This window comes from Sphingopyxis sp. 22461, from assembly GCF_052044915.1.
Classification (GTDB): domain Bacteria; phylum Pseudomonadota; class Alphaproteobacteria; order Sphingomonadales; family Sphingomonadaceae; genus Sphingopyxis.
Genome location: NZ_JBQENY010000010.1, coordinates 204,849 through 231,130 on the forward strand (window position 1 = coordinate 204,849; position 26,282 = coordinate 231,130).

Sequence of the window (26,282 nt, forward strand, 5' to 3'; positions counted from 1 at the left end):
CCGCCTTACAGGGTGAAAAGGATGCGAACAGGTCTCGATCATCTTCCCCAGTCAAAGCAGCGCGAGCTTGCCGATGTCGTGCGCATCCTGTTCGAGGAATTCGAAACCGCGCATGCGCGCGGCAACTCGGACTGGAACCGCAAGGGTCGCATCTTCAAGATCGTCCTCTACGGCAGCTATGCGCGCGGGGATTGGGTCGACGATCCTGTCGGCGGCTATCAGTCGGACTATGATATTCTCGTTGTGGTCAACAATGAGCGGCTGACCGAATTCGAGCATTGGTCGGCCGCCGAAGACCGGCTGATGCGTGAGGTCACGATCAACCACACGCTGACCGCGCCGGTCAGCTTCATCGTCCATTCGCTCAAGGATTTGAACGCGCAGCTTGAGCGCGGGCGTCCGTTCTTCATCGACATCGTCGAGCAAGGCATCGGCCTTTACGAGGCCGAGGGATATGAGTTTGCGCAGCCGCGCAACCTCCCGCCGGAGGAAGCGCGTGTTGAGGCGGAAAAGCACTTTGAAGAATGGTTCAAAAGCGCAGCAAATTTTCGGCGCGGAGCGGAGTTTTTTGCTTCTACCGACGCACCGAAAGAGGCGGCGTTCGCATTTCATCAAGCCACGGAGCGCTTCTACCATTGCGCGCTTCTCGTGCTCTCACTTTACAGCCCGAAATCCCACCGGCTTAATTTCCTACGCTCGCAGTGCGAGCAGATCGCGCCCGGGCTGATCGAGGCATGGCCGCGTGACGACAAGTTCAGCCGCCGCTGCTTCGAGCTGTTGCGGCTCGCCTATGTCAACGCGCGCTATTCGCCGCACTATAAGATCAGCGCCGAGGAATTGACGTGGATCGGCGAGCGCGTCGCCGTCCTAGAAGGGCTGGTCGAAAAAATTTGCCGCGATCACATCGCGGTGCTCGGCAGTGCGGACCGCGCCGCCGAGTAGAGAAGGGATATGCAGTTGGACGATAGCGAAACCCTGGTCACGCTGACCGCTGATATTGTCGCAGCCCACGTCAGCAACAACAGCGTGGCGATTTCCGATATCCCGCTCATCATCCGCTCGGTGCATGAAGCGCTCGCCGGTTTGTCATCGAAGACCGAGCCGGAACCCGAACCGCAGCAACCTGCGGTTTCGGTGCGCGCGTCGGTGAAACCCGACTACATCGTTTGCCTCGAAGACGGAAAAAAGCTCACCATGATGCGCCGCTATCTGATGACCAACTTTGGCATGACGCCTGACGAATATCGCGCGAAATGGAACCTGCCGAAGGATTATCCGATGACCGCGCCAAACTATACCGAGAAGCGCCGCGAACTTGCCAAGCAGATCGGTCTCGGCACCAAGGGGCGCGGTGGCGGCCGCAAGCCCGCTGCGCGCGGCCGCGCCAAGGCTAAATAGCCTCGGCACTCTCCGCTGAAAACGCGCGCCGCCCCCGGCGGCGCCACTTCATTAATTGCTGCTCGCGGCTTTCGCCACGAAGCGTCGCAGCGGACTCGACGAGCAGGCCGAGAATGACGGCGCGATCGTCGCCGGTGAGTTCGATCAGATCGGCCTTGGCGACGAGGCCGCCCAGCTCGATCAGTTGGCGCGTGCGCTCGCGGCGCTTCACCTGCCACTCGCGCGTATCATGCCGCGCCCGCTTCGCCTGAAGGCGGTTGCGGGCCTGCACCGTCCGGCGACGCGCCGTTCGCGTCGCGGCCAACGCCCTTGCGAGCGCGGGCGCCGTCGCCGCGAAAGAAGGCGGCGCCCCTCTTGCGCCACGCCTCCTTTCGCGCAGCATCCGCGCCGACGGCATCAATCAGCGCACCGGCCAGCTGCTCGATCGATAGAGCGTCGGCGCCCGTTGCTATAACCAGTTCGCCGAGCTGGCCTTGCTTCCTCGTCTTGAGCGCCCTTGCCTTGTCGGTGAGCGCCTGGAGTTCGGCGTCGAAATCACGCGGTTTACGCATCGTCTGTCCTTCCGTTTAAGCGGGGCGGACGAACCAGCTATGCCGTGTCTCAACGTCATTCAAGTAGCTGAAATCTTGTGAGAAGCTGTGATCCCGAGCGCGATGAAATCGTGTGAGGGCGCGCTTATACGTCGTGCCGACGTGCTCGTTTTGCCGTAAATGGATGGCCGCCATGGCGATCTATCATTTCTCGGCAAAAGTCATTTCGCGCGCTGCCGGCAGCAGCGCGGTTGCTGCGGCGGCCTATCGCTCGGCCGACCGGCTCCACGACGAACGGCTTGGCCGCAGCCATGACTTCTCGAATAAGGCCGGCGTCGTTCACAGCGAGGTGATGTTCCCGGAAGGAGCGGACGAACGCTGGCATAATCGCGAACAGCTCTGGAACGATGTTGAGGCGGCGGAGGTCCGGAAGGACGCGCAGCTCGCGCGGGAGATTGAGTTCGCGATCCCGCGTGAGATGACGCAGGAACAGGGCATCGCGCTCGCCCGTGATTTTGTGCAAGTAGAGTTCGTCGACCGGGGCATGATCGCCGATCTGAATGTCCATTGGGACATCGGGGCCGATGGGCTCGCGAAGCCGCACGCGCATGTCATGCTGACGATGCGCGAGATCCGGATCAGCGAAGACGGCGCCGCCGAGTTCGGCGCGAAGGTGCGCGAGTGGAACCGCACCGAACTGCTGACCCATTGGCGCGAAGCCTGGGCTGACCATGTGAACGAACGCCTCGCGTCGCTCGATATCGACGCGCGCGTCGATCACCGCACCCTGGCAGCGCAGGGGATCGACCTCGAACCGCAGCACAAGATCGGCCCGGCAGCGTCGCGCATGGCGGCCGAAGGGCTGGAGGCCGACCGGCTCGTCGAGCATATCGAGATCGCGCGCACAAATGGTGAGAAGATCATCGCCGATCCCGGCATCGCGCTCGACGCGATCACGCACCGGCAGGCGACGTTCACGACCCGCGACCTTGCGATGTTCGTTCACCGGCACAGTGACGGCAAGGAGCAGTTCGACGCCGTCATGTCGGCAGTCAAATCGTCGCCCGATCTCATCGCGCTCGGCAAGGACAGGCGCGGCGAAGATCGCTTCACTTCGCGATCGATGATCGAAAGCGAGCAGCGCCTTGAGCGCGCGACCGCAACCCTTGATGCCCGGCGCAATCACGCTGTTGCCGAGCGCCATCGCGAACGAGCGCTTGCGAGTGCTTCGGCGCGCGGGCTCGAGCTCTCGGCCGAGCAGCGCGGCGCGTTCGAACATGTCACATCGGCACGCGGCGTTAGCAACGTCATCGGCTATGCCGGAACAGGGAAGAGCGCGATGCTCGGCGTCGCCCGCGAGGCATGGGAAGCGGCGGGCTATAAGGTGCAGGGCGCAGCGCTGTCCGGCATCGCCGCCGAGGGACTCGAGCATGGCTCGGGGATCGGCTCGCGCACACTTGCGAGCCTCGAACATCAGTGGGCCAATGATCGCGAGGGTCTGACCGACAAACATATCCTCGTGATCGACGAGGCGGGGATGGTGGGGACACGCCAGCTCGAACGTGTCGTGTCCGAAGCGGAGCGTCAGGGCGCCAAAGTCGTCCTCGTCGGCGATCCGCAGCAGCTTCAGGCGATCGAAGCGGGTGCCGCGTTCCGCGCTGCAGCTGAGCGCCATGGCGCTGTCGAGATCATGGACATCCGCCGCCAGCAGGAGGACTGGCAGCGCGAGGCCACGCGTGAACTCGCGACTGGACGCGCTGGCGCGGCGATCGGGCGCTATGCGGAAGCCGGCTTTGTTCATGCAGCCGAAACCCGCAAGGCTGCCCGGACCGAGCTGGTCGACGCGTGGGATCGCGATCGTCAGGCGCATCCCGATGCCAGTCGGATCATCCTGACCCATACCAATGACGAGGTGCGAGCACTCAATGAGGAAGTGCGCGACCGGCTGAAGGCGAATGGCGCGCTCGGGGCCGAGGTTGCTATCACCGTCGAACGCGGCGAGCGGATGTTCGCCGAGAACGACCGCGTCATGTTCCTCAGGAACGAACGGAGCATCGGCGTGAAGAATGGCTCGCTCGGCACGGTGCAGAATGTCGACCGCATGCGCATGACGGTGATGCTCGACGACGGGCGGTGCGTTGCCTTCGACCTGAAGGACTATGCCCATGTCGATCACGGCTATGCCGCGACCATCCACAAGGCGCAGGGCATGACCGTCGACCGCGTGCAGGTGCTCGCGACGCCGGGGGTAGACAGCCACTCGACTTACGTCGCGCTGTCCAGGCATCGCGAGCGGGTAGATTTATATTATGGCCGCGACGATTTTGCGACCCGGAACAAGCTCGTGCGCGCTGCCTCGCGCGAGCGCGGCAAGGATATGGCAACCGACTATCGGGCGCTGACAGGCGCGAAGTCGACCGAGCCAAAGCGCGGCATGTTCGACGGGCTGAAGCTGAGTGTCTCGCGTGATGCGCCGGACGCGGCGCCGCCCGAACGGCAGCGCGCGGTGAAGATTGCCGACGTCCGCGTCAGCGCCCGATCGATTGAAGCCGTGCCCTCGCGCTCACCGCTCGACAAAGCCGTCGAGCGCTTTGCGGGCATCACGAAGCAGATCGTCGATATCCGGCGAGCTGGCGGGAAAGAACTGCCGCACGAACTCGATGCTTATCGCAGGGCTCGGGCCGAACTCGATGCGCTGCGCCCCGGGGGCGCGAACGATCTGCGCGAAGCGTTCGGGAAGAGCTACCAGTTGACGAAGGACGCGGCGGAGGGGCGGACCGCGGGCGCGATGGCGGAGATGGATGGCCGAGAGGCGGCGCGCGCTGCCGAGCGAGCTACGGCGGAGCGCGCGGCGCATGAGCCTGTCAGGCTTGCTGCCGATGCCGAGAAGCGTGCCGAACTGTTCGTTACGACATGGAAGACGGAGAGCGCGAAGGTGAAGGGCGCGCCGACCTACGCCGCGCGCGATGCGGCGCGTGCCAATCTCAATAACATGGCGAAGAGCCTGCACCGCGACCCGCAGCTCGAGTCGCTGCTTCAGAACCGGCGTGCGCAGCTCGGGCTGGACGTTATGAGCACGAAAACGCTGTCTCAGGATCTCCAGCTAAGTCTAGGCCGTGGACGCGGCATGGGGATCGGGATGTAGGCTGCATCCATGACCCAGAAACCAGCTCGCACCGCCCGGCAGCCCGCCGATGCCGCCACCGCCTTCGAGGATCTGCGCCGCGAGATATCGCTTCAGCGCACCGCGATCGAAGGCCTGACGGCGGCGAAGGACAAGCTCCCCGATTATTCGCCGACGCTGCGCGACATGGAGACGCGGCTCGGCCAGTTGGAAAAGCACGTAGAAAGCATCAACGAACACCCGGCGATGCTGCTCACGCCGCTGACGATTGCCACGGAAATGCACGAAGGATTGATCACCTACCGAGCTGACGACCGCAAGATCGTCGTGGAGGCGTGCGACGCGCTGGCGCGCTCGCTCGGCCGGGTCGAGGGCATGATCAAGCAGAAGCGCTCGAACGACCAACAGGACTGGTGGGTGACATGGGCGGGCACGGGCGGATTGCTGTTTGGTGCGTTCTTGACGCTCATCGGCGTGGCGGTTTGGACCTAAAATGACAGTACCGTGTCTCGGCGGAAATGCGCCTGAAGTTCGGTCATTCAGCGGGGCCCGCGCCCATTCCGAAAGCAGCCTCGAACTTGCCGCGAAAGTGCGCCTCCGACTGCCGCCAAGCTAATGGCGGTTTAGGATCAGTCGTCACCTTCACTGGTGCAGACATTATTCCGTTGCGGCGGCGGATAAGCTGCTATTCAAGACGATACCATGTCGTTCAAAAAAACAACTTTGTGGAAGGCGGCGTTTGAAGATGCCCGTCCCGACGCCACTCCAGACGAGCAGGCGCGTCTTGCCAACTGCTATGAAGGGATGCGCTCGCGTGCTAGCGCGCTGGTCGCCAAGATCGCTGGCGACCTACCCCACATGACCGTTCACGACGTCACGCATCTAGATGCCCTTTGGGAGATGGCATCCATCGCCGCCAGTGAGAACTTTGACTTCAACCCGGCTGAGGCTTTTGTGTTCGGCGGCGCGATCCTGCTGCACGATGCAGCAATGACCCTCGCGGCTTTCCCTGGCGGAATAGCCGAGCTGCGCGAGCAAACCGAATGGCGCGATCTCCATGCGCGGCACATGGCATCCGTCCCTGCCGGTGACGCCGCGGCGGCCAAGGAAGCCGAAAATCGTGCGACGGCGGACGCGCTGCGTCTCCTTCACGCCAAGCAGGCCGAGAACCTTCCGATGATCTCGTGGATTGGTCCGCAGAAGCAACCGATGTTCATCATCGAAGATCAGCAGGTCCGCAACTTCTACGGTCAGAAGATCGGCAAGGTCGCCTACAGCCACTGGTGGGGCATTGCGAGAGTCGAAGAGGAGCTGTCCGGGACGCTCGGTGCTCTGCCGGATGTAACCAATTGCACCGTCGATCTGCTTAAGGTTGCCTGCCTGCTCCGCGTCGCCGATGCGATGCACCTTGACCAACGGCGGGCACCGGCATTCGACTTCGCGCTCGTTCAGCCCACCGGCGTTTCGGCGGATCACTGGAAGTTCCAGGAGCGAATGGCCAAGCCGTTCGTTCAGGCCGACGCGCTCGTCTACACCGCACAACCACCTTTCGAGGCCGACGCCGCAGATGCGTGGTGGACAGCGTTCGACGCGCTGCAAATGGTCGATCGCGAGCTGCGTGACGTCGACCGTGTTCTACGCGACCGCCAGAAGAAACCGCTCGTGGTTCGGCGGGTCGAGGGAGCGCATTCGCCGAGCGACCTTGCCCGGACCGTCGAAACGGTCGGTTGGACGCCGGTCGACAGCACCGTCCGGGTCAGCGACGTCCCAAAGATCGTCGCCACGCTCGGTGGCAGCAAGCTCTACGGCGACAGCACCGCCGCGCCGATCCGCGAACTGATTCAAAATGGTCTAGATGCGATCACCGCACGACGGCGGCTACAGGGCCGTCCACCCAAATGGGGCGAGCTCCACGTCATGCTGCAGAAGCGCGACGATGGGTTCTGGCTCTGCTTCGAGGACAATGGTGTCGGCATGTCGCAGACCGTGCTGACCGGTCCGCTGATCGATTTCGGCAACTCGTTCTGGAAATCGTCGCTCGCAATTCAGGAATTTCCTGGCCTAGCCGCCGCGGGCATGAAATCCCGCGGCAAATATGGGATCGGATTCTTCTCGATCTTCATGCTCGGCGATCATGTCCGGGTCATTACCCGCCGCTTCGATCGCGACACGCAGTCCGCGCGCGTGCTGGAGTTCCGTCACGGCCTCGGCTCGCGGCCCAATCTACGTAATGCCGATCCAAAGGAGGTGCCGATCGACGGAGGCACACGGATTGAAGTCAAACTCAAGATCAATCCGTTCGAGCCCGACGGTCTTCTTTATCGCAAGAATATCTTCGACGAAAAAAAGATAGTGAAACTGAGCCCGGTGATAGCCGCGATCGCGCCCGCTTGCGACGTGACGATCTCGGTTACACAAGACGACGAGGCTCAAGGCAACACCGCCGCAGGCGATTGGCTAGAGATCAGCTCTTCTACGCTCTTGAGCCGAATAAAGGGCAACGACGACATTGACGACGACGATGAGTCGGCGCTCACTACGAAGCCATGGGAGCGGCTCACCGAGCTTCGTGATGAAGATGGCAAACTCTACGGTCGTGCGCGCATCGACGCAGCCAACCAATGGTCGACGTCTGGGCTGCTCACCGTCGATGGGCTTGCCGCGAGCAAGATCGGCCTAGTAGCTGGCATCCTGATCGGCGTCGAGACTACCGCGTCACGCAATTCCGCAAGCCCAATCATCCCGGCGCCAGTGCTAGCATCCTGGTCCTCCGAGCAAGCGATTGTGATCGGCGGCGCCGAAATACCCGATGCGGAAAAGGCACGAGCGGCGGCCATCGTGATGGGGTGCGGCGGCGACGTAGCGGAGCTGCCAGTTGTCTGGTGGCAGGAAGAATGGATGACCGCTTCGAAGTTCGTTGACGCCGTCAAGCCGCTAGATCGGCTGGATATCTATGAAGGCTCGATCAGCCACGAGGATGACGATGACGTCACCAAGCGCGAGTTCGAGTCTTCGTTTAAGGCTAGTGCCAAGATCGCGCAGACCGTGGACGGCAGATACGGCCGCCTGCGCGACGCTGATTGGATCGCCGCCGTCACTCAGGGAAACGGCTCGACCCCACTGGAGGTGATCGAAGCGCTTCTCTGCGAAGCGTGGGGTCAGGTCGAATGCGATGAGGACATGTTGGTCGTAGGCGAAGCCAATGGCACCGAAATCTATCGCACGGTCGCGATCTACACGCCGACATCTGAAGTGGATGAGGACGCAAACTGATGACGGCTTCTCGCCGCCACTCGGATAGGTGTAGGGTGACGGTCCGCCTCGGCCTCGTCCGATTGTCCAGTTAATTCCATCGCCGCGCACCACGCCGGCCAACGCCTTGCCGACCCGCCGATCAAGCACGGGGCGCCGAGGCACAACGCGAAAGGTGGTTTTCGGTCGGGGTCTACGTGGCTAGGCTGAGAGGGCATGGGCGCGAGCAACTGTTGGGTTGCCGCGCCGATTCGCGCAAAGAAGTCGCTGATGGGGGGACTGGTGGTAGAAGACGAAACGGCAGTGCCGGACGATGCGGCTGTGCTGGATATGCTCGCGACACCCGCCACACCTGAAGGCGAACCAGTGGGGACGCCCGACGGGTTCTTGGCAGGCGTGTCTGAGGCCCTCAAGGCTTCGGCCGATGTCGATGCCGATCTTGCCGGCATTCTTTCCGATCACCTTCTGACCATCACGCCGAATGCCAGTGCCGTGGCGAATGCGAAGGCCGCAATCGTCGCGCTCGCGGCGAAGCGCGCGGCACCAGCCGAGGAGTAGGCCGATGGCTGATCCAACGCTTTTTTACTCGCTGACGCTGGAAGGCTTCCGCGCCTATCTCCGACCCAAGACCTTTGACTTCAGCAAGAAGCCGTGCCTTGCAATCTTCGCGCCCAACGGTCTCGGTAAATCGAGCGTCGTCGACGCACTCGAATTTCTCTTCTCCGAGCATGGCACGCTCGAACGGCTCGGGCAGCGTACCCTGAACAACCAGGCCGGACCGCCCGCACTCGTGCACTATGGCGCGCAGGCGGCGGGCATCGCGCCGGTGGTCAAATTCACGACGATCACCGGCAAGATGACAGCCGAGGGCAGCCGCACCGCCGCAGGCAACCCGCGCCCGATCCACGCGGCCGCGACTGCGATGAAGGCGGGTTTCGTCGTCTCGCCAATCATCCGCGGCTATACGCTGCGTACCTTCGTTGAAACGCATAGTCCGGAGAATCGCTACAGCGACGTGGCCGGTTGGCTCCAGCTGTCACCGCTCGTGGAAGTGCAGAAGAGCCTTCGCCTCCTGCGACGCGATGTGAAGGCCGCTGCCGAGAGCACCACCGAACAGGATCGCCTTGCTGGCCTGTTGCGGACCGAAACCGCCCAAGCCGTTCACGCGTGGGACGACGTGGCCGTGCTCGGCTTCATCAATGCGAGCGTCATCGCGCCACTCGATGCGGCGTTGGCGCTCACAGCGCTCGCCGCCGAAGACGAGGGATATGTCGAGGTCGGCAAGCGTGCCGCGGCAGAAGAAAAGCGGGTTGGGCTCGCCGGCCTCAAACAGATCCGCAATTCAGTCGTAGCGCTATGGCAGAAGGCCGTACCCGAGGACGGTGGCGACGCCGAATATTCCGGCGCCATCGCAGCGTTCACCGAAGCGCTGGCCGCTCAGGCTGTCGCCAAGGCCACTGAGGCCGAAGAGCACGACAAGGCGGCCGGCACCGTTTTCCGATCGGTATGGAAGGAAGCCGAGAAGCTGTTTGCCGACGACGGGACCGCACCCGACGCATGCCCGGTCTGCGCCACGGCGATCGGCGACACCGCTGCCGGGGGCGTGCCCGCGATCCGCAGTCTGCTGCAGACCCATCTCGAGGATCTGCAAAGCTACAACGACGCGAAGGCCGCGCTGGACGACGCTGATACTGCCGCTACCTTGGCGCACAATCGGCTCGTGGCGCGTCTTCCCGCCATGATCGAACATCTGCCCGACGATGATGGCGACGGGTTCAAGACCGCGCTCATCGCCTATCAGACCGGCGTTTCTGGATGGCCGGCCGCCGACCCGCCCGAGCCTGCAGCCATTGTCGCCGAGTTGGAAATCCTTCTGGCCGATCTCGACCAGGAGATCGCGGACATCGAGGCGAAGCAGGGCGAGCATACCTGGGTTAAGGCCAAGGACAGCATCGACCGGTTGCTGAAGCTTCAGAAGGATGTGGCGCTGGCGATGCGCACCACCGAGGAACTTACCACGCTGCACGAAGCGCTCGTTGCGCAGGCCACGCTTGTCTCGGGCAGGATCCGAGAAAAGGTCCAGTCGCTGCTCGACGCACTTCAGGCGCCGATGAACGACATCTACAAGGAGATCCAGGGCGCAAACGCTCAACCGATCCGGCTGGAACTGCCCGGCGAGGACGACACCAACCAGCAGCGCATGCAGCTTGTGATCGATTTCGCAGACAACCGTCCGAGTGTCGCGCCGGGCGGCTATCTCAGTGACTCTCAAATCCATTCGGTCGCGCTCGCGCTGCGCCTCGCGGCAATCAAGAAATTCAACGGTGCCGCACCGATGATCGCACTGGACGATGTCGTTACATCGTATGACGCCGATCACCGCCGCGCGATTGGTGCGCTGCTCGCGAAGATGTTCACTGACTGCCAAATAATCCTCGTCACCCATGACGAGCGTTTCTTCAATCATCTGAAGGACCAGCTCGCCGCGAAGGACTGGCAATTCACCCGCATCATCGGGCTGGACCCTGCGTTCGGGCCGCGCTTCGCCGACCACAAGGTCACTGATGACATGATCGCCGATCGTTGGGCCAAGGGAGAATCTGCTGCCAACGAGATGCGTCAGGCCGAGGAGGAATGGCTGCTGGGAATCGCCCGCGGTTTCGGCGTCAATGTCCGAATTCGCCAGCTCGAAAAGGCCTATTCTTACGAGCGTGCCGAGCTGGCCGCAGCGATCGGCGGCTTCCTTAGCGACCTCAAATTGACTCCCGTCGATGTGCCGGGCGTGAACAACCGCTTCATCACCAGCCTCATCAAGGGCGACATTGAGAATTTCGGAAGCCACTTTCAGGACGCGCCCTATGGTGACGGGTCGATCGGGGATGAGCAGACGCGGTGGGACGAGTTCAAAATGTTCCGCGGGCAGTTTGAATGCGTCTGCGGGCGCATCAAATATCAGCGGCCGTTTGGCTTAAGCAAGCCGGTGTGCGCGCACGACAAATGCGAAACGCAGTTCGCCTTCAAGCCGCTTGCGACAGGCGCCGTCGGCGCCCCCGAGGCTGCGGCCGGCCCAGTTGCGAAAGCGTGAAGTCGTTCTGATGCATCCGGTAGATGCAATGTCTGTATAGAATGGATTCCATGCCAGAAACGGACGGACTGGCTGCTGACGGCCAAACACCTTGCGAGATGGCGTGGGAAGCAATCGTGAAAACCGAACTTTCTTCGGCAAAAAAACGTATCGATCGCTGCCAGCTGACTAGCCTTCAACGTTTCCACTTCAGTTCATGATAGGTCGAACCAAGCATTGCCGAGCTCCCTGCGGCGTTCGGCAATGGTTTGTGGGTCTGCCCCTCGCGCACCGTCCTCGCGCGCTGTGCGATCGAAAGGCGAGCCTTCAGATGATTGCGGGCGCTTTTGGCCGCGCCGATTGTGCGTTGCCACTCGAGGTCGATATCCCGGATCGCCTGTTCCAGCCGCCCCGTTTCGGTATGCAGTTGGGCGTCGGTTAATACGTCGACGAAATATCCGGCAACAGCAGCGTCGAAACTGGACGATCTAGATCCGAGAAGCATTGAGGTGTCGCCATAGTTCCAATTGTTCCAGCGCGCATGGGATTTGGCCCAGATTTCCTTGCGGAGCTTTTTGGGCGCCTCGGCGGCAAAGGTTTCGAAACATGCGGACAACGCAGCACAGGTCAGCTCGTCGGTATCGAGGCGAGCCGCTGCAATGAAGGTCGCGCCGGCCTTCGCCGGCAAGTGTGCCAGCGCAGATCCAATTACCTCTACCATCGCAGGACGACGAGCGGGATATGCGCCGAAAGCTGCGCACCAATGTGGCCAGCTGCTGGATTGACCCGCAGCAACAAGGGCTTCGACAATATCGGATCGGTGTGCAGCGGTAAGGTTCATTTTACGCGGAGCCGACAGTATCCAGAGTGCCACAAAACGCATGCGGTCGACGCTTGCCGCTTTCGCTAGAGCGGCGAGCGCTCCCGCATCGAGCCCGAAAGCGAAGCACCAGGCGTCAACCGCTGTTGCCTGCCTGTCGCCGGCCGCCGCGAGCAGCCTCGGTGACAGCTGGGATAAGATTCTCGCCGCGGTCGTAACGACCCAAGGCGGATGGAACTGGTCGGAATAGAGATCGAGGAATTCGCCGACCGACTCCCATTCCCCAGCGGCGTCGGCCGCTAAATAGCCCGAAAGATCGGATTGCGCAGCGTGGGCCAGCGGCGCGGAGGGCGCAACGCTGGACTTTATCATGCAAGCTAGCGACGCTAGGTTGCCGAGGATTGGCGACCGCACGGCGAGTATTTGGCCGGCTAATGCGGCCCAGAGTCCCGGGCCCTTATCGAGCGTCGCTGCAGCAGCGACGAGTGATATCGTGTGCGGATCCGTCGGCCCCGTACTTGACGGAAAAGACGCGATTTCGCCAACGAGCCACGCGAGCAAGTCGGTCGCCGCGCCGCGATCATCGGGACCTAGATACTCGAACGAGGAGGTGTTGAGGCTGGGATAGTCGCTCAGTATCGCGTCATAAAAAGCGTCGGCGAGCGATAGATCGAATGGGACTCCGGCTGGGACGGTCGCTATCGCGTTGGCCAGCGCAGGCGGCATCGCCGGAGGCGCCTTCGCCAAGGCCGCCGCTACCAGCTCATCGTAGAGAGCGGCCGTCATGGTGTCTTCCAGACGAGCTGGTTTTTTGCGGTTAGGCGATCCCAAAGTTCCTCGAACGCGTCCGCGACGAGCCGTGCGTCATCGACGCGCTGGAGAATATGGTGGCTTTTGCCAAGCATGTTCAGAGAGGTGCCGAGTGACCACGCCAAGGGACCCGTATCGCCACTCGGAAAGATCAGAAAGCGGTCGTGAAAATCCCAACCGCTTGCCCCGACACGGGCTCTGAATTCAAGGCGCAGCCCGAGGCAATTTCCGCCGTTGGCTTTGAGAAGACTGCGCTCCTGCGAGACAAATTTTGTGGCGCTGATCGATGGGCTGGTGCCGTTCAGGACGCTGTTGGCGCTGGAAAGGGCTCTGAGCTCTGCGCCTTCATGCGGGCAGTGAAACAGCGTTTTGAGGACGTCGCTCGCCGAGAGATAGGGATCCCAAAGCCAGGCTCCACCCGCGCCGTAGCGCTCGAGCAGGAACCGAATGTCGGCAATCGCTCGCTGGTGATCGGCCGACGCATTGCCGGTCGGCTTATATTGGACGAAACGTCGTTCTCGGGCGAGCCGCTCGCGCCCGTCACGATAGAGCCGCGCCTCAATCAACTGGTCGAACGGTACGCGCTGACCCTTTCCGACGATCAGGGGTGGGGGTGAATGGCTCAGCGTGACGACCTGTGTCGTGCCGTCGGTATCGTTAAAGATGCGCCTCCCGACGGCGCCTATCGTCATGTTGCTGTTGATTTGCTGAAGGCGGGCCGCCGGCGCGTCATACCACAGGAGAACGCCATGATCGTCGTCCCAGAGTTGAGCGCTTTCGAGCCCGGCGCCCTCCGGTAATTCGACGACCGAGCGGCCTTCTGTCACCGGTGTCGACCTGCTTGCGACGACCATGTCGTCGAAGCGGCGCTCGGTGCTGAAACGAAGCGGACGGGGCGCGATGCCCGGCGCCCACGCGATATCGAGCGCGAACCGGTCTTCCGAAAGGCGCTGGTTCAACTTTGCCATCACTGCCGTGACCGGGAGTTGGACGAGGATGTTCCCTAGGCGCTCCGACGCGCTGGCGAGCGTGATGGGTATCCGGTCCGCTACTTTTTGGGAGAGTTCCTGCAGGCGTCGCGGGTGATCGATCAGCGGAGCGCCCATCGTCTTGCTACAATCGGCGAGTTCCAGAAGGTATGATCCGCCCCAGAAATTATTCTTCAAAAGACCGTTCCAGGGGAGCTGCTTCATGCTGTCGGAAGGCGCGAAGCGCCGGGGAATTGCTTCAACAGCTCCAAGTCTGAGCGGCTTGCCACTAAGCGCCCAGGAACCTCCCTGCGACAGATCGGACAATGCAGAAAGGAGCTGAGGAAGCAGGACACGGTATCGTATGACGCCGAAGGACCAGTCCTTCAGCGACCGGATGTTGAACCGTTCGCCCACAAATTCGAGCACCGGTCTGGAGGGAACGGCGACATTGCCGGTTTCCGCCACAATCACTGTGAAGATATTCAGCGGCGTCTCGCCTTTGGGAAATCCGCATATCTCCACCACCTCGAAATAATCGTAGCGTCCGAGCACGTCCGGCTCGGCGAGTCGCTCGATCTCGGCGATCATTTTGGTGAAATCGGTACCTGTATCGCTGGTCATAGCGCCGCCATAATGTGCGGCGTTAACGCGCGCTAGCCCGCTCGCTGCAGGTTGGCCGGCGCGATCGATGAGCCCGCTTAGCCGCCTTCGCGAACACAATTCTTTATTCAGAATCCTCGATTCTGTTCCGCGGCGCGGTGGCCGGAGGTCCGCAACTGGTCGATTGCGCCTCATCTGACAAATAGCCTATGGCCGTCGGCAGCGAACGAAAAGGGGTAACAATGGACGCGTCAATTTCAGCGGACGAGCGACGAGAGCATTTCGCTTATTGCGTCCAACTGTTTGGCGGCACCACTGCATTCTCGCGGCGCCTTGGCATAGACGAGCGGGCCATCCGCCGTTTCATCAATGGCGAGCGGCCTCTTGGCGACGGTCTCTTGGAAGACACCGCTAAGGCGCTGCGCCTGCTCATTGCTGAAGCGACCACGGCCGAAGCGCAGATCGCGGCCACATTGCGCTTTCCGCCGACCGATCCGTCGTCGCGGTTCGGCGACGCCGAATATCCGCTTCCGAGGTTTCCTGCCTGAAATTCGCCTGTCCGAAATCGGCCATGAGGGCGCAATTTTGTCGCTGAACGCTTTAGAAATTGAAGGATCAGTTCCAGTTCGGAGCGACTCCAAGCGCTTCGAGTATCTCGCGGGCTTCCGCCCAGAGTCGTAGGCGTCCAGTCCGAGTGAGCGGACGCGAATGCGAGGACGGGATCCGCAGAGCGTGAACTCGCTCCAGCGTTATGCGGAGTCGATCCTTGTGGCGGAAGATTGATTTGAACGTGGACGTCCACAGTTCATTATTGAGAATGATATCCGCTAGCTCCATGAAATTCGCATAATAAATGAGATGGAGTTCCGGCTCGCCGCGCTGGAGTGCATCGTCTCGTTTGCTTTCCCAGTCGCCGATCTTTTTGCCGAATAGCCGGGACATGGCCGCTGCGCCTCCTGCCGTCACGAGCGAGGTGTAGATTGCCTGGCGCAAATGCGCCTCGATCATGGAAATGAGATAATGGTCGCGCGGGTCGAACAGGCTTGTCGGGAGGGAAGTCCCGTCAGGCCGAATGAAGTCTGGCTGGGGAATCTCAAATGCCCAACCGGTTACGGCTAGGACATCGTCGTAGCCCTCGGACGGGAAGGCTACGAGCGCCTCCGTGCGACCACCATCCGTATAGAGTGCTTCACCATCTTCTTCGTTTTCGAACGTTTCTGCGACCGGGAGCGCGCGATCGAATGCCCCAAATTCGCTGTCGGCGAGCGCAAATCGCTCCTTGCTGAATGCCGGAAGCTCGCGTGCGAAATCAGAAAATTTCGCAAGGTGCAAGGAGGCCACGACGGAAGCGCGCTCGCTACCTGGCAGGCTCCACGGCTTGGTCAATGCAGCGACGCGTTCGGAAATCTCCTCCACGCGGTAGCGGACCATGCCGAGCGGTTCCTGCAGATGCTTCATCTCGCTGGCGAAGCGCTGCGCGGCCATGGCTGATGGCAGCGTTTGAGCGCGCAGTTTTTCCATGATTGCCGAGACTTGATTCTCGTACTTGGTGAACGGCGAGAATATTTCGTGATGTCGAGCCAGAAAGGCGGGAGGAAGAGTGCGGTTAATGCGCGCCATCATCGCCTCCTGCCGGGCATGTATCTCGGCAACCTTTGCGAAAACGCCGTTCTTTTCGAGAGTTCTTAGATAGGCTGATGCCGATTCCTGTTGCTTGATGAGGGCCTGAACACCCGGTGTTAAGGCCATCTTCCGGTATACGTCGTTGATGCCCTCCACCGTATTGACGACGCCGCGCAATTTCTCCGTCTCCCTCAGCAGAGATGTCGATTTCTGCATTTCCTCCGCGATGCGGCTGAGTTCCCGGTTCGCCAGGAAGTTAGCCGGGAGGCGCCCCGATGGATCATCAGCGCTCATTGCTCGAAGCCTTTCCAGTTCCGATTCCGCTACGCCCGGCTGCTGCGCGAACATAGGCGGAACATCTCGGTGCTCTAGCCCCTACATCGTGAAACGGTCAATGCCGCGCCTAGCATTGGGATGCGCGATATCGGACACATGTCCGGAGCGCTACCTCTCATCAAGCGCGGAGCGCCAATGTTCCGGTCGTTCGACACCGAATGCCAGCCAGAAGGAACGCATGATCGGGAGAAGCGTCGCCCGGTTCATCGTTTCTATCATGAGAGGAGGGAGCGTCAGTTCGTCGCGCCATGCGGGTGGGGAGTAAATCGTTCCGCTTGCTTCGAGCTGATAGTCCCTGATCCCGGACAATGTGATAAGAACGAGCCAGGGGCCATCAACTCCATGCACCTGGAGCCGCGTCGTGCCCGATATCGCTCCGTCAGACACGCCGTTTTCGAATGTATCGGGGGCGATGAATTTCCCGGTATCATTGAGGGGATCGCTCATACGCCTCAGCGTCCATCCGGTATCGACGCGACCTTGGCGGTGGGTGATCGCGAACGAGTTTATCGCCCGGGGCGTGTCCGGAATATTGTGGAGGAGTATACCTTCGATCATCGGCACCGCCTCCAGATACCCTTCCGGCTTGAACGGGGCGAGTGCGGTCTCGCGCGTGATCGGCAGATCGCGAAGTTCCCGAAAATATGTCGTGGGTATGAGCGACAGGATCGCGTGCGGATTGTCGCCGACGCTGATCGGCAGGTGGTCGCGGTGCACCGCGTCGACGGCTTCAAGGTGTAGAGCACGAAGGCGCGTCGGAAGAGCCTCGCTCGCCGTAAAGGCTTCGCGGAGCTCAGCGGTATCCATGGGATATTTGCCGTTGCTTTTGCGGCCGTAGAAACTGTTGTCGCCCTTGTAGATGACACGGTGCGGCGCGATCGCGCTGGCCGGAACGCGAATGAGCAAGACATGTCCGCGGTTGCCGCACGCAATCCAGCGGCTGCGCAGCCCGGTTATCCGCGGTTGGACACCGGAGATGAGAAGGTCCTCAAGATTCAGGATAACGTCATCGCGATCCACATCCTGGATTCCGCTGATCCCGATCGCCACGCCCTTTGGCGCATCGATACCGTATAATATGTCCCCGCCCTGCGCGTTCGCGAAGGACGAGATGTTTTGGACGAACTTGAGCCGGTCGCTATCCTTCTCGATGTTGAGATCGCGCTTGAATTCGAGCGTGCGTTGCTCGGCGACCTCATTCGAGACGAGGCTTTCGAGGTCGCTCTCCGACACGTCCTCGAACGGGCGCGGAATCATATTCTTCGTCCTTTTTGCAACGGGTTCGCTCCGTGGCTCCTGCATGGTGGCGATCTCGACTGGCTAACGCGGTATGCTCCAGGTCACCCTGCTCTCGAAATAGCGTGGTCTGCTCCCGGGCGAAGGCTTGAATCTTGCCCGTCTGGTGACGAGCGTGCACGTCTCGGCGTCGAGATCCGCATGACCGCTCGACATGGTGATTTCGCAGGCCGAGGGCCTGCCTTCCGCATCGACCGACAGTTTGAACCCGACGGCTCCTTCGCGGCCTTCGCGCATCGCACGCGACGGATAGTCGTCGAACGTCATCCAGCGACCGGCATTGCCGATCGGCTCTGCTGCGTCATCGCCGGGAGGGTTCGGGGGCGCTTGATCGGCAAAAGGGTCGGCGGCGATGATTTTTCTCTTCGCCTCAAGGGCTCGCTGTTCAGCCAGCGCGGCCTGATGCTCGCGGCGCAGCTTCGCGATACAGGGTTTGACCCTGGCCAGGCCTGCCATTGTTCCCGTCAGCTTGACGACCAGGACGATTGTCGCCTCGTCCTTGTAAATTATTAGCCGGGAGGATTTAGCGAAGGCGTCGGCCATGTCGGCGCCGCCACCGATTTTGAAGCCTTTGCTGCCCTGAAAAACATAACCGGTCGCATCGCCGGTGAAGAGCGTGTCGTCGAAGAGGAATTTGAGCGGATATTTTCTGTCCTCGACGATCGACCAGTTCTGATTCTCTACGAAGAGTATGAAGCCGCCGTCGACATATTCGACCATCGAAATCGCTGAATTACCGTCATCCGAATATTCTCCGGTGACCGCGCAATTGTCGACACCCGAAGACAATTGCCATTGGGCAAGGACAGGCGAGGGGATCGCCGCCATCATCGCCGCCATGGCTATCGCTCGCATATCGCCTCCCCAGACTACCCATTCTACGAATTGATCGATATCTTACCCGTCCGCAAGTGATGTCGTGGACGGCTCTCCATCCCCCTGCGGTATGAACCGCGGGATGAGCTGGAAGGAGAGCCACGATGGAGAAGATTGCGACGATCGGGTTGGATATCGCGAAGTCGGTGTTTCAGGTCCACGGTACTGATGCCGCAGGCGAGGTCGTGGTGCGCAAGCGCCTAAGCCGAGCGCGGGTGATTCCATTCTTCGCCAAGCTGCCGCGGTGTCTCGTGGGTATCGAAGCGTGCAGCACGTCGCATCACTGGGCCCGCGAGTTGATCGCGCTGGGGCACGATGTCCGTTTGATGCCGGCGCAATATGTGAAGCCCTATGTAAAGCGCGGCAAGAACGACGCTGCCGACGCTGAGGCGATCTGTGAGGCGGTGACGCGGCCGACAATGCGGTTCGTCGCGGTGAAGACGCCGGAGCAGCAGAGCGTGATGATGCTTCACCGGGTTCGGCTGATGCTCAACCGTCAGCGCACTCAGCTATCGAACGCGATGCGGGCGCATATGTCGGAGTTTGGGATCGTGGCGCCGGTCGGGCGCATGGGCCTTGAGCGACTGCTAGCGATCATAGCCGATGGAGATGATGAGAGCATCCCTGGCGATGCTCGGTTGTGCCTGGAGATGCTCGGCGCGCAGTTGGCGGTCGTGAAGGAGCAGGTGCTCGAGAACGACCGGCGCATCCGCGCGAGCGCTCGCGAGACGGAAGTCGGGCGCCGCCTGATGGATATCCCCGGCGTAGGTCCACTGCTCGCGAGCGCGTTCGTTGCTAGCGTCGCTGATCCGCACATCTTCAAGACGGGCCGCGACCTCGCCGCGTGGATCGGCTTGGTCCCGCGACAGAACTCCAGTGGCGGCAAGGAGCGGCTCGGCGGCATATCGCGCGCGGGCAACCGATATCTGCGTCAGATGCTAGTGGTCGGTGCGATGGCCGTCATACGCCATGCCGAACGACACGGCAGCAAACGAGCCTGGCTCATCGAGCTGATGAAGAGGCGTGCGAAGAAGGTTGCCGCTGTGGCTTTGGCGAATAAGACCGCGCGTATGGTCTGGGCAATGATGACGAGCGGCGCGCACTATCGCGAACCATCGTTGGCGCACGCATAGGAGATAAGGCGCCGCGCGCGGCGTCGCCGATGTTGGGAAGGGCGGACAGGAGCTGATGCACAAAGCCGGTTGAAACCGCCGGATCAGGAAAACCCACTTTGGCCGGTGCACCTCGAGTGCGAGCAAATGGTCGGGACCAGATCCGCGCGAAAGGCATCATGGCCAGCGGCGCACGACAATGCCGCATCACAGGCCGGACACATGGCCGCACCAACCAGCAGGAGCATCGCACCTAGAAACTACTTGCCAACGGAGGGCCGTCCACACACGGCCAAATTCGACGCCGACTTACGTCCCCTTCAAATGGGCATGGCTTGGCTATTTCCCTGTCGCTCTGTGGAACAGGAAGCGGCCGGTTGTTGACCGTTGCATCGACAAGAATGGGCGGGTGGGAGCATCCGTTTCGAGAAATCGTTGAAGCAAGCAGAAACGCCTCAACCGGCCAGAGATGGCGGTTGCCGCCTGTCGCAACCCTTTGCCCGTCGCCCAAACGAGATGGCCTCTGCCAAACGGCGTCGGAGCCATGCTAGCTGATTGCAGACATGAATGGGGGCATTCTACAAAAGTGGACTGGCGCTCGAGCAGGAAGCGATTGGTCCTTCAACGCCGGGCTAGGAACCCGGCCAGTGTGCTATTTCAGAAAAGGGTCGTCGGCATTCAGCCCGGCCGCGGTGAATGCGCAGTTGCGTAGTCTTCCGATGGCCTCGGCCGAGCCTGATAGGCTCGCGCCGGCAACTGCGGCCTTATCTGTCATCACACCAACGAAGTCGGCCTTCGCAAATTCGTCCAAAAACTCGAGTGCGAGTGGCTCAGAGACGAATGCACGCTCGCCGCCGCGTACCACGTGCGTCTCGAAGGTCGTGTTCGGCCATTCCGCCGACAATTTGCTGTTGCGCAAAAACAGAATGGTTAGCCGAACGTCGCGACCCGCTTCGACCGACGTCGCCTTCTTGTTGGTGATCAACAGCCGCACAGCCTTCACACGCGCGCTGTAGGCGACCGTCCAATATTCGTCATTGGGAGCGGAATAACCGAGATCGCATGATTGTTCCTCAGGGTAGGGAAATATGCGCCAAGGGCCGCTCGACCATTCCAGCGTGCGATCATTGTCGATGCGAATATCGACGTCGTTTTCATCGGTCGGCTGCGCGAGTAGCGCCAAAGCCATAGCAAAAAGCATCTCCGCCCCCTTCAATGCCGCGCTTATATGTCACACTTCCGTGCTGGGAATGTGCGGTGAAATTATACGCCGTAGCGCTTATTACCGCCACTCGTGATGCAATAACGCCCTCCGCGCGGCCCAATGCACACATTGCCACCAGAGCAAGGGCAGGAGGATCCTGAATATCCTCCGCTTGACCTCTTCTTACGCTTCTTCTTGCTGCTCTTCTTGCGCGTCGACGCCTTCTTTCTCGTCGATGATGAGCTGCTTTTGAAGGAATTGGAGGGGCTGTTCGATGACGCGCCGAACTGGCTTACCGATCCGCTGCTTGATGATGACGAGGGGGCTGCGTTGGAGCTGCTCGATCCCGTACTCGGCGAGAGCAGGGTCTGCGGGATTTGCGCTGTGGGAGCGCTGGTCGAAGGGGTGTCGGTGAGATAGCGCGATGCAACCCAGCAGCCGCTGCTGTCATCCAGTCGCGACCATCCATCACGTTCTTCGAGCACCTTCACCGAATTATCTTTGACAAAGCTCTTCACGGCGCTCGCATTGACCGAGTTCGATGAGCGACAGTTGAGCGAACGCGCGGTAACCCACTTCGCTGTTCCAGCCACCGCAGTAGTCGACGTGTCGGGCGAGGGCAGACACCGGCCGATCGCCACGAGGATGAAGAGCGCGGCAACAGCCCAACCCGTCTTGTTAATCCCAGTCCCCGCCGTTTGCGCCACGTCGCCCCACCCCGTTCTGGCTTACCGGCAAAGCCGATCGCCCCCATATTTTGTCCATCTGACAGCCACTTTTGCGCGCACCATTTCGCAACTCAGATCCCGCCCAGCTGCGGAGCAGAGAGCCGCCGTCCGCGCGCCTTTACCACTGCCATATGACGTGCAGCGCATTGTCGGGCCGCGCACCTTGATATGGCCAGTCTTCAGCGTCCCCTTCGGCCCACCAAGCAATCGCACAAGATAATCGCGCGCCGCGGCGCCGGAGGCGCTGGGGCAGGGATGGCCGACTTTACACGTTTCGTCGATTTCGCGAGCGGCGATGCCCGAAAGCCGTATCTTCGGACCTTCTTCACACCAGATCGGGCCATCGCCATCCCAGACGGCTACAGGCGTGCACAAGAACACCGCCCCTGCTGCGACAACATCAAGCACAGCGTAATTCTTGATATCTCAGCGAAATAACCGGCGCAAAATCGAAATGAACGAAAAACTCGTCCGATTATAGGCGCGGTTATATGCAGCTTTCTTTGGATTGGTCAGCCAACCGTAGCCGCGCGGCGTCTTCAAGCCGAGGCTGCTCTTCAGCGCGCGCTTGGCCGAAGTACGCGCGGCGATGCTTTTCTTCAGGCTCGGTTTACGCATTCCAAACTTCATTGCGCCAAGCTAATCCCCCACTCATCAATAGGCAAGACGTACAAAGTACCGAATCGGGGGGAATATGAGCGAGTTTGACCAAATGCCTTTCGGCGGCGCCGAGTTTGCGGAAAATCCGGAGCCACGCTGTCCCTGTTTGCTTCTTCTGGACACGTCGAGTTCGATGTCGGGACGTCCGATCTCCGAACTCAATGCAGGTCTTGCGGCCTTTCGCGACGAACTCAACGCCGATGGTCTTGCGGCGAAGCGGGTCGAGGTGGCAATCGTGACGTTCGGGCCGGTTCAAATCGTGTCCGACTTTACCACGGTGACAAACTTCTACCCTCCCGAACTGGAAGCGAATGGTTTGACGCCCATGGGTGAAGCAATCGAGCGCGGCATCGAGCTGCTGCGCGAGCGCAAAAGCCAGTATCGCGCGAACGGCATCGCATTTTATCGCCCGTGGATATTCCTGATGACCGACGGTGCGCCGACCGACGCCTGGAGCAATGCAGCGGCGCAGGTGCGGCAGGGCGAGGAGCGCAAGGAATTCATGTTCTACGCCGCGGGTGTCGATAGCGCTGATATGAACACCCTCGGACAGATCGCTGTGCGCGCGCCGCTCAAGTTGAAAGGCCTCGCATTCCGGGAGCTTTTTGCGTGGCTCTCCAATTCGCTCGGCTCGGTCTCCCGCTCCAATCCCGGCGAACCGGTCCCGCTCGCCAATCCCACTGCGCCGGATGGCTGGGCCGTCGCGGATTAAAGGCCGATGTGGAAATGGGCGGCCGCGTCTCAGCGCGGCACCTCGCACGAAAAATTGAATACAAAGAAGCAGGACGCCTTTCGATGTGCCTCTGCGGGCGTCGATCGGCGCTATCTTGTCGCGCTGGCATGCGACGGCGCAGGCAGTGCATCGCACGGCGGCGTGGGGGCGATGCTGACGTGCAGAACAATCTCGCAGGCCGCGAAATTGCTGCTCGACGAACAACAGCGGTTGCCCGCAGCGGAAGAAATTGAGGAGTGGGTCGATGCAACGCGCGACCAGATCGCCGCCGTCGCGGAACGCGCGCAACTTTCCCCGCGAGACTTTGCAACGACGCTCGTCGGTCTTGTAAGCGACGGTTCGTCGACCGTCTCCTTTCACATCGGCGATGGCGCGGCTGTCGTGCGGTCCGCCGAGGACGGCAGCTGGCAAGCACTGAGCTGGCCGCAACACGGTGAGTATGCCTCGACCACTTATTTTGTGACCGATGATGGTGGGGCGCAGCTTCGTGTGAACCAAAGCGACGTGCCGATCGATCGGTTCGCCTTGTTTACGGATGGGATCGAGCGACTCGCGCTGAATTTCACCGCGACCGAGCCGCATTCGCCATTCTTCGCCTCGATGAGCGAGCCGGTTGTGAAGGGCGATCGATCAGGGTTCAACGCCGCACTGTCCCGCCAGCTTGCGGCCTATCTGTCGAGCGATACGATCAACGAGCGCACCGACGATGACAAGACCCTGATCCTGGCGGCGCTTCAATGACCAAGCCGCTGAACCTCTTTGCCGACAATCGGCCGCTGCGACTGGGCAAGCGCATCGGCAAGGGCGGCGAAGGGGAGGTATTCACGCTCGCCGACAGTCCCAATCTGGCGGTAAAAATCTATTCGCATCCCGACCAGTTCCGCGAAGAAAAAATCGCGGCCATGATCGCCGCGAGCCTCGCAAGCAAATCGAACCTCGTGGCTTTTCCTCTCGCGATGGTGCGCAATCAGGGCGGGGCGTTCGTCGGCTTTTCGATGCGGCTCATGCCCGCGCACAAGCCGCTGTTTGAACTCTATTCACCCGGCGCGCGGAAGATCAATTTTCCAAAGGCGGATTTTCGTTTTCTCGTTCGGACAGCCGCCAATGTCGCGCGAGCCGTCGCAAGCGTTCACGATTCCGGAGCCGTCATCGGAGACGTCAATCATTCGGGCATATTGATTTCGGAGAAAGCAACCGCAGCCCTGATCGATGCGGATAGCTTCCAGTTCGGCAGCCGGCATCTGTGCCGCGTGGGCGTCCCGGAATATACGCCGCCCGAGTTGCAAGGCGTCAAGCTGGACGGTGTCGTGCGGACGGCTACGCACGATGCATTCGGTCTCTCGGTCGCAATCTTCCAGCTCCTTTTCATGGGCCGCCATCCGTTCGTGGGGAAATTTGTCGGCGGCGACATGCCGCTTGAAAAGGCAATCGCCGAGCACCGGTTTGCCTATGCGCGCCAAGCAAACACCGGGATGCAGCCGCCCCCCGGAGCTGCATTACTGTCGGATTTCCCGGAGCCCGTCGCCCATTCGTTCGAAGCCGCTTTCGGCCGGACGCCGCAGGCAAGGCCCACTGCGCGCGCATGGATCGACGTGCTGCAAAAACTCGAGGGCGGTCTCAGCAAATGCACAGCGCAAGCGAACCATTATTATCCGAGCGCCGCCGCCGGTCGATGCATCTGGTGCAAGATGGAACATAACGTCGGCATCACGCTGTTTCTGCCGCCGGATTTGGTTGCGCTGCCCGGCACCGCCATGGATCCGGGAGCCGCAGGCTTCAATCTGAAAGTCGTATGGGCATCGATCGAGCGCATCCAGATTCCGAACCCGGACGCCTTTATTCCGATCCTCCAGCCGGTGAATTTGGAACCGAGCGAGCTCGCTGACAAAGCGAAAGCCGACGTGCGCACGCAGAGGCTCATCGGCTACCTGTGCATCATCACCGCTTTCGCGCTGCTTTGGTGGTCACCTGGGCTTTGGCTGCTCTACGGACCAGCGGCTTGGTACGGTATTGTGCGTGCCTTTGGCGAAAACAGCGCTGCCAAATCGTACCGGTCGGATTACTCAAATGCTGACACGGCTTATCAAAGGGCAATCGCGGATTGGAAATCGCGTCTCGGAGTGGGCGAGATTCAACGTGCGCGTGCCGCTTTGGACGATGCAAGACGCGACTATGAGCAGCTTCCCGAGAGAGAAAAGCGGCAGCTAGCCGAGTTGCAGTCGAAGCGGCGTGAGGCCCAGCTGAGACAGTTTCTCGAAAGCCACCCGATCCGCCGGGCAAAAATCCGCGGGATCGGACCGGCCAAGCAAGCCACGCTCGCCTCTTATGGCATCGATACGGCGGCGGAGATCAATCGCGGCCGGATTTTGTCCATTCCGGGATTCGGCCCGGCGACCGTCGGGCCTCTTCTGGCGTGGCGCATGAAAATGGAAGGGCGGTTTGTTTATAATCCCAATCCGACGCCGACCGATCGCATTGCGGCCGACAACGTCAAGCGAGCAATTGCCGATGAGGCGGCGAAGCTACGGCGAAAGCTCCTTGGCGCGCCGAACGAACTGCGGACGGCGATTGCGCAGGCTGAGGGGCGAGCGAAGCGTGCCGATCCTGCCGTCAACAAAGCCTATCGTGATCTGGAGCAGGCCCGCGTCGATCTCGATTATCTCGGGCTGCCGATACCGCCCGCAGCGCCGCCGGCAAAATTGCTCAGTACAAAATTGTCGCCGCCGCCACCGGTCCCAGCGCCTCGACCACATCTCCAAGGCGGCCCTACTGTCACGACTAATCGCTGCCCGTCGTGCGGCGGATCAATGGTGCGCCGCGTCGCACAGCGTGGCTACAATAAGGGTGGAGCGTTCCTAGGATGCGCGAATTATCCGCGCTGCCGGGGCACTCGAAACATATAGCTTGTCGGGGCGTAGCCTAGCAGGCGGATGGTTCGTAAGTAACGCGCTGATAATAGAATTTGAACGTGACGCTGACCGGTTTAGTGATTGTATGTTACCGCCTGCAACCTCCAAATCTCAGGATGCTGACGAGATCAAGCCCGATCAGTTCCGATTTCGTGGGTGGTCGCTCAATCTACATCTCCTGTGTGCAACATTTTTTGTATGGTCGCGAGCGGCGATGCTTGACGGGCATGGGTTTC

General features: G+C 61.1%; 22 protein-coding genes and 2 pseudogenes. 13 read left to right on the plus strand and 11 right to left on the minus strand.

From position 1 onward, the window contains the following. The first annotated feature begins 21 nt into the window (after positions 1–21). Together ACTJI5_RS17645 and ACTJI5_RS17650 are read left to right on the plus strand one after the other, a co-directional pair. Positions 22–942: a HEPN domain-containing protein gene (locus tag ACTJI5_RS17645; protein ID WP_440861216.1), complete on the plus strand. Its 921-nt coding sequence runs from the start codon at positions 22–24 to the stop codon at positions 940–942. Between the two features lie 9 nt (positions 943–951). Continuing rightward, complete coding sequence (locus ACTJI5_RS17650) at positions 952–1,398, plus strand: MucR family transcriptional regulator (protein ID WP_440861217.1); 447 nt, start codon at positions 952–954, stop codon at positions 1,396–1,398. Here the strand turns inward: ACTJI5_RS17650 and ACTJI5_RS17655 are convergent. Together ACTJI5_RS17655 and ACTJI5_RS17660 are read right to left on the minus strand one after the other, a co-directional pair. Beyond that, the gene (locus ACTJI5_RS17655) at positions 1,391–1,609 is read right to left on the minus strand and encodes a conjugal transfer protein TraD (protein WP_440861218.1); all 219 of its coding nucleotides are present in this window, start codon (positions 1,607–1,609) and stop codon (positions 1,391–1,393) included. The two genes, ACTJI5_RS17650 and ACTJI5_RS17655, sit on opposite strands and share 8 nt — an antisense overlap. Before the next feature lie 16 nt (positions 1,610–1,625). Further along, a complete protein-coding gene (locus tag ACTJI5_RS17660; RefSeq protein WP_440861219.1) occupies positions 1,626–1,949 on the minus strand; it encodes a conjugal transfer protein TraD in 324 nt (107 codons plus the stop codon). A gap of 172 nt (positions 1,950–2,121) precedes the next feature. Here ACTJI5_RS17660 and traA point away from each other — a divergent pair, with 172 nt between their 5' ends. The 3 genes from traA to ACTJI5_RS17675 all read left to right on the plus strand — a co-directional run bounded on the left by traA (position 2,122) and on the right by ACTJI5_RS17675 (position 8,325). Beyond that, positions 2,122–5,073, plus strand: a complete 2,952-nt coding sequence (gene traA, locus ACTJI5_RS17665) for a Ti-type conjugative transfer relaxase TraA (RefSeq protein ID WP_440861220.1) — start codon at positions 2,122–2,124, stop codon at positions 5,071–5,073. Positions 5,074–5,082: 9 nt separating this feature from the next. Next, positions 5,083–5,544 carry a hypothetical protein gene (locus tag ACTJI5_RS17670; RefSeq protein ID WP_440861221.1) on the plus strand — a complete coding sequence of 154 codons (462 nt, stop codon included), beginning with the start codon at positions 5,083–5,085 and terminating at the stop codon, positions 5,542–5,544. Between the two features lie 210 nt (positions 5,545–5,754). After that, positions 5,755–8,325: an HD domain-containing protein gene (locus ACTJI5_RS17675; protein ID WP_440861222.1), complete on the plus strand. Its 2,571-nt coding sequence runs from the start codon at positions 5,755–5,757 to the stop codon at positions 8,323–8,325. 57 nt (positions 8,326–8,382) lie between these two features. Here ACTJI5_RS17675 and ACTJI5_RS17680 read toward each other — a convergent pair. Next, positions 8,383–8,472: pseudogene (locus ACTJI5_RS17680) on the minus strand (DUF3363 domain-containing protein); the annotation flags it as partial. 48 nt (positions 8,473–8,520) lie between these two features. Between ACTJI5_RS17680 and ACTJI5_RS17685 the strand changes: the two are divergent. Both ACTJI5_RS17685 and ACTJI5_RS17690 read left to right on the plus strand, forming a co-directional pair. Next, on the plus strand, positions 8,521–8,862 hold the full coding sequence (locus ACTJI5_RS17685; RefSeq protein WP_440861223.1) for a hypothetical protein: 342 nt from the start codon (positions 8,521–8,523) through the stop codon (positions 8,860–8,862). 4 nt (positions 8,863–8,866) lie between these two features. Continuing rightward, the gene (locus ACTJI5_RS17690; protein ID WP_440861224.1) at positions 8,867–11,389 is read left to right on the plus strand and encodes an AAA family ATPase; all 2,523 of its coding nucleotides are present in this window, start codon (positions 8,867–8,869) and stop codon (positions 11,387–11,389) included. 175 nt (positions 11,390–11,564) lie between these two features. Here the strand turns inward: ACTJI5_RS17690 and ACTJI5_RS17695 are convergent, their stop codons facing one another. Beyond that, positions 11,565–12,974, minus strand: coding sequence for a hypothetical protein (locus ACTJI5_RS17695; RefSeq protein WP_440861225.1), 1,410 nt, complete (start codon positions 12,972–12,974; stop codon positions 11,565–11,567). After that, positions 12,971–14,590 carry a VPA1262 family N-terminal domain-containing protein gene (locus ACTJI5_RS17700; RefSeq protein WP_440861226.1) on the minus strand — a complete coding sequence of 540 codons (1,620 nt, stop codon included), beginning with the start codon at positions 14,588–14,590 and terminating at the stop codon, positions 12,971–12,973. The genes ACTJI5_RS17695 and ACTJI5_RS17700 overlap by 4 nt, the downstream gene beginning before the upstream one ends. A gap of 221 nt (positions 14,591–14,811) precedes the next feature. Here ACTJI5_RS17700 and ACTJI5_RS17705 point away from each other — a divergent pair, with 221 nt between their 5' ends. Next, positions 14,812–15,117 carry a helix-turn-helix domain-containing protein gene (locus tag ACTJI5_RS17705; protein WP_440861227.1) on the plus strand — a complete coding sequence of 102 codons (306 nt, stop codon included), beginning with the start codon at positions 14,812–14,814 and terminating at the stop codon, positions 15,115–15,117. 67 nt (positions 15,118–15,184) lie between these two features. Here the strand turns inward: ACTJI5_RS17705 and ACTJI5_RS17710 are convergent, their stop codons facing one another. The 3 genes from ACTJI5_RS17710 to ACTJI5_RS17720 form a co-directional block, all read right to left on the minus strand. Then, entirely contained in the window at positions 15,185–16,486 is a 1,302-nt protein-coding gene (locus tag ACTJI5_RS17710) for a hypothetical protein (RefSeq protein ID WP_440861228.1), read from the minus strand. A 150-nt stretch (positions 16,487–16,636) separates the two neighbouring features. Further along, positions 16,637–17,785: an AlbA family DNA-binding domain-containing protein gene (locus ACTJI5_RS17715; protein WP_440861229.1), complete on the minus strand. Its 1,149-nt coding sequence runs from the start codon at positions 17,783–17,785 to the stop codon at positions 16,637–16,639. Between the two features lie 63 nt (positions 17,786–17,848). Then, positions 17,849–18,544 carry an energy transducer TonB gene (locus tag ACTJI5_RS17720; RefSeq protein ID WP_440861230.1) on the minus strand — a complete coding sequence of 232 codons (696 nt, stop codon included), beginning with the start codon at positions 18,542–18,544 and terminating at the stop codon, positions 17,849–17,851. A 260-nt stretch (positions 18,545–18,804) separates the two neighbouring features. Between ACTJI5_RS17720 and ACTJI5_RS17725 the strand changes: the two genes are divergently transcribed. After that, entirely contained in the window at positions 18,805–19,833 is a 1,029-nt protein-coding gene (locus tag ACTJI5_RS17725) for an IS110 family transposase (protein WP_440861231.1), read from the plus strand. Between the two features lie 631 nt (positions 19,834–20,464). Here ACTJI5_RS17725 and ACTJI5_RS17730 read toward each other — a convergent pair. After that, a complete protein-coding gene (locus tag ACTJI5_RS17730; RefSeq protein ID WP_440861232.1) occupies positions 20,465–21,013 on the minus strand; it encodes a hypothetical protein in 549 nt (182 codons plus the stop codon). Positions 21,014–21,136: 123 nt separating this feature from the next. On the opposite strand from ACTJI5_RS17730, the gene ACTJI5_RS17735 reads away from it, so the two are divergent. Beyond that, positions 21,137–21,436: a hypothetical protein gene (locus ACTJI5_RS17735; protein WP_440861257.1), complete on the plus strand. Its 300-nt coding sequence runs from the start codon at positions 21,137–21,139 to the stop codon at positions 21,434–21,436. A gap of 53 nt (positions 21,437–21,489) precedes the next feature. Here ACTJI5_RS17735 and ACTJI5_RS17740 read toward each other — a convergent pair. Continuing rightward, positions 21,490–21,723, minus strand: a pseudogene (locus ACTJI5_RS17740) (hypothetical protein); the annotation flags it as partial. A gap of 447 nt (positions 21,724–22,170) precedes the next feature. Then, on the minus strand, positions 22,171–22,362 hold the full coding sequence (locus ACTJI5_RS17745) for a hypothetical protein (RefSeq protein WP_440861233.1): 192 nt from the start codon (positions 22,360–22,362) through the stop codon (positions 22,171–22,173). A 76-nt stretch (positions 22,363–22,438) separates the two neighbouring features. Here ACTJI5_RS17745 and ACTJI5_RS17750 point away from each other — a divergent pair, with 76 nt between their 5' ends. The 3 genes from ACTJI5_RS17750 to ACTJI5_RS17760 are packed head-to-tail and all read left to right on the plus strand — an operon-like array spanning position 22,439 to position 26,040. Beyond that, positions 22,439–23,116 (plus strand): vWA domain-containing protein, encoded by a 678-nt coding sequence (locus ACTJI5_RS17750; protein WP_440861234.1) that lies wholly within the window; start codon positions 22,439–22,441, stop codon positions 23,114–23,116. A 6-nt stretch (positions 23,117–23,122) separates the two neighbouring features. Further along, a complete protein-coding gene (locus ACTJI5_RS17755) occupies positions 23,123–23,878 on the plus strand; it encodes a PP2C family serine/threonine-protein phosphatase (protein ID WP_440861235.1) in 756 nt (251 codons plus the stop codon). Continuing rightward, positions 23,875–26,040: a topoisomerase DNA-binding C4 zinc finger domain-containing protein gene (locus ACTJI5_RS17760; protein WP_440861236.1), complete on the plus strand. Its 2,166-nt coding sequence runs from the start codon at positions 23,875–23,877 to the stop codon at positions 26,038–26,040. The genes ACTJI5_RS17755 and ACTJI5_RS17760 overlap by 4 nt, the downstream gene beginning before the upstream one ends. Positions 26,041–26,282: the final 242 nt, after the last annotated feature.

Excerpts from the sequence above, each read along its gene's own strand:
- traA (WP_440861220.1), top strand. The coding sequence starts at position 2,122 with ATGGCGATCTATCATTTCTCGGCAAAAGTCATTTCGCGCGCTGCCGGC.
- ACTJI5_RS17650 (WP_440861217.1), top strand. The coding sequence starts at position 952 with ATGCAGTTGGACGATAGCGAAACCCTGGTCACGCTGACCGCTGATATT.
- ACTJI5_RS17670 (WP_440861221.1), top strand. The coding sequence starts at position 5,083 with ATGACCCAGAAACCAGCTCGCACCGCCCGGCAGCCCGCCGATGCCGCC.
- ACTJI5_RS17735 (WP_440861257.1), top strand. The coding sequence starts at position 21,137 with ATGCACACATTGCCACCAGAGCAAGGGCAGGAGGATCCTGAATATCCT.
- ACTJI5_RS17645 (WP_440861216.1), top strand. The coding sequence starts at position 22 with ATGCGAACAGGTCTCGATCATCTTCCCCAGTCAAAGCAGCGCGAGCTT.
- ACTJI5_RS17725 (WP_440861231.1), top strand. The coding sequence starts at position 18,805 with ATGGAGAAGATTGCGACGATCGGGTTGGATATCGCGAAGTCGGTGTTT.
- ACTJI5_RS17690 (WP_440861224.1), top strand. The coding sequence starts at position 8,867 with ATGGCTGATCCAACGCTTTTTTACTCGCTGACGCTGGAAGGCTTCCGC.
- ACTJI5_RS17695 (WP_440861225.1), bottom strand. The coding sequence starts at position 12,974 with ATGACGGCCGCTCTCTACGATGAGCTGGTAGCGGCGGCCTTGGCGAAG.
- ACTJI5_RS17710 (WP_440861228.1), bottom strand. The coding sequence starts at position 16,486 with ATGAGCGCTGATGATCCATCGGGGCGCCTCCCGGCTAACTTCCTGGCG.
- ACTJI5_RS17730 (WP_440861232.1), bottom strand. The coding sequence starts at position 21,013 with ATGCTTTTTGCTATGGCTTTGGCGCTACTCGCGCAGCCGACCGATGAA.
- ACTJI5_RS17715 (WP_440861229.1), bottom strand. The coding sequence starts at position 17,785 with ATGATTCCGCGCCCGTTCGAGGACGTGTCGGAGAGCGACCTCGAAAGC.
- ACTJI5_RS17705 (WP_440861227.1), top strand. The coding sequence starts at position 14,812 with ATGGACGCGTCAATTTCAGCGGACGAGCGACGAGAGCATTTCGCTTAT.
- ACTJI5_RS17675 (WP_440861222.1), top strand. The coding sequence starts at position 5,755 with ATGTCGTTCAAAAAAACAACTTTGTGGAAGGCGGCGTTTGAAGATGCC.
- ACTJI5_RS17760 (WP_440861236.1), top strand. The coding sequence starts at position 23,875 with ATGACCAAGCCGCTGAACCTCTTTGCCGACAATCGGCCGCTGCGACTG.
- ACTJI5_RS17755 (WP_440861235.1), top strand. The coding sequence starts at position 23,123 with ATGTGGAAATGGGCGGCCGCGTCTCAGCGCGGCACCTCGCACGAAAAA.
- ACTJI5_RS17685 (WP_440861223.1), top strand. The coding sequence starts at position 8,521 with ATGGGCGCGAGCAACTGTTGGGTTGCCGCGCCGATTCGCGCAAAGAAG.
- ACTJI5_RS17700 (WP_440861226.1), bottom strand. The coding sequence starts at position 14,590 with ATGACCAGCGATACAGGTACCGATTTCACCAAAATGATCGCCGAGATC.
- ACTJI5_RS17720 (WP_440861230.1), bottom strand. The coding sequence starts at position 18,544 with ATGGTCGAATATGTCGACGGCGGCTTCATACTCTTCGTAGAGAATCAG.
- ACTJI5_RS17745 (WP_440861233.1), bottom strand. The coding sequence starts at position 22,362 with ATGCGTAAACCGAGCCTGAAGAAAAGCATCGCCGCGCGTACTTCGGCC.
- ACTJI5_RS17750 (WP_440861234.1), top strand. The coding sequence starts at position 22,439 with ATGAGCGAGTTTGACCAAATGCCTTTCGGCGGCGCCGAGTTTGCGGAA.
- ACTJI5_RS17660 (WP_440861219.1), bottom strand. The coding sequence starts at position 1,949 with ATGCGTAAACCGCGTGATTTCGACGCCGAACTCCAGGCGCTCACCGAC.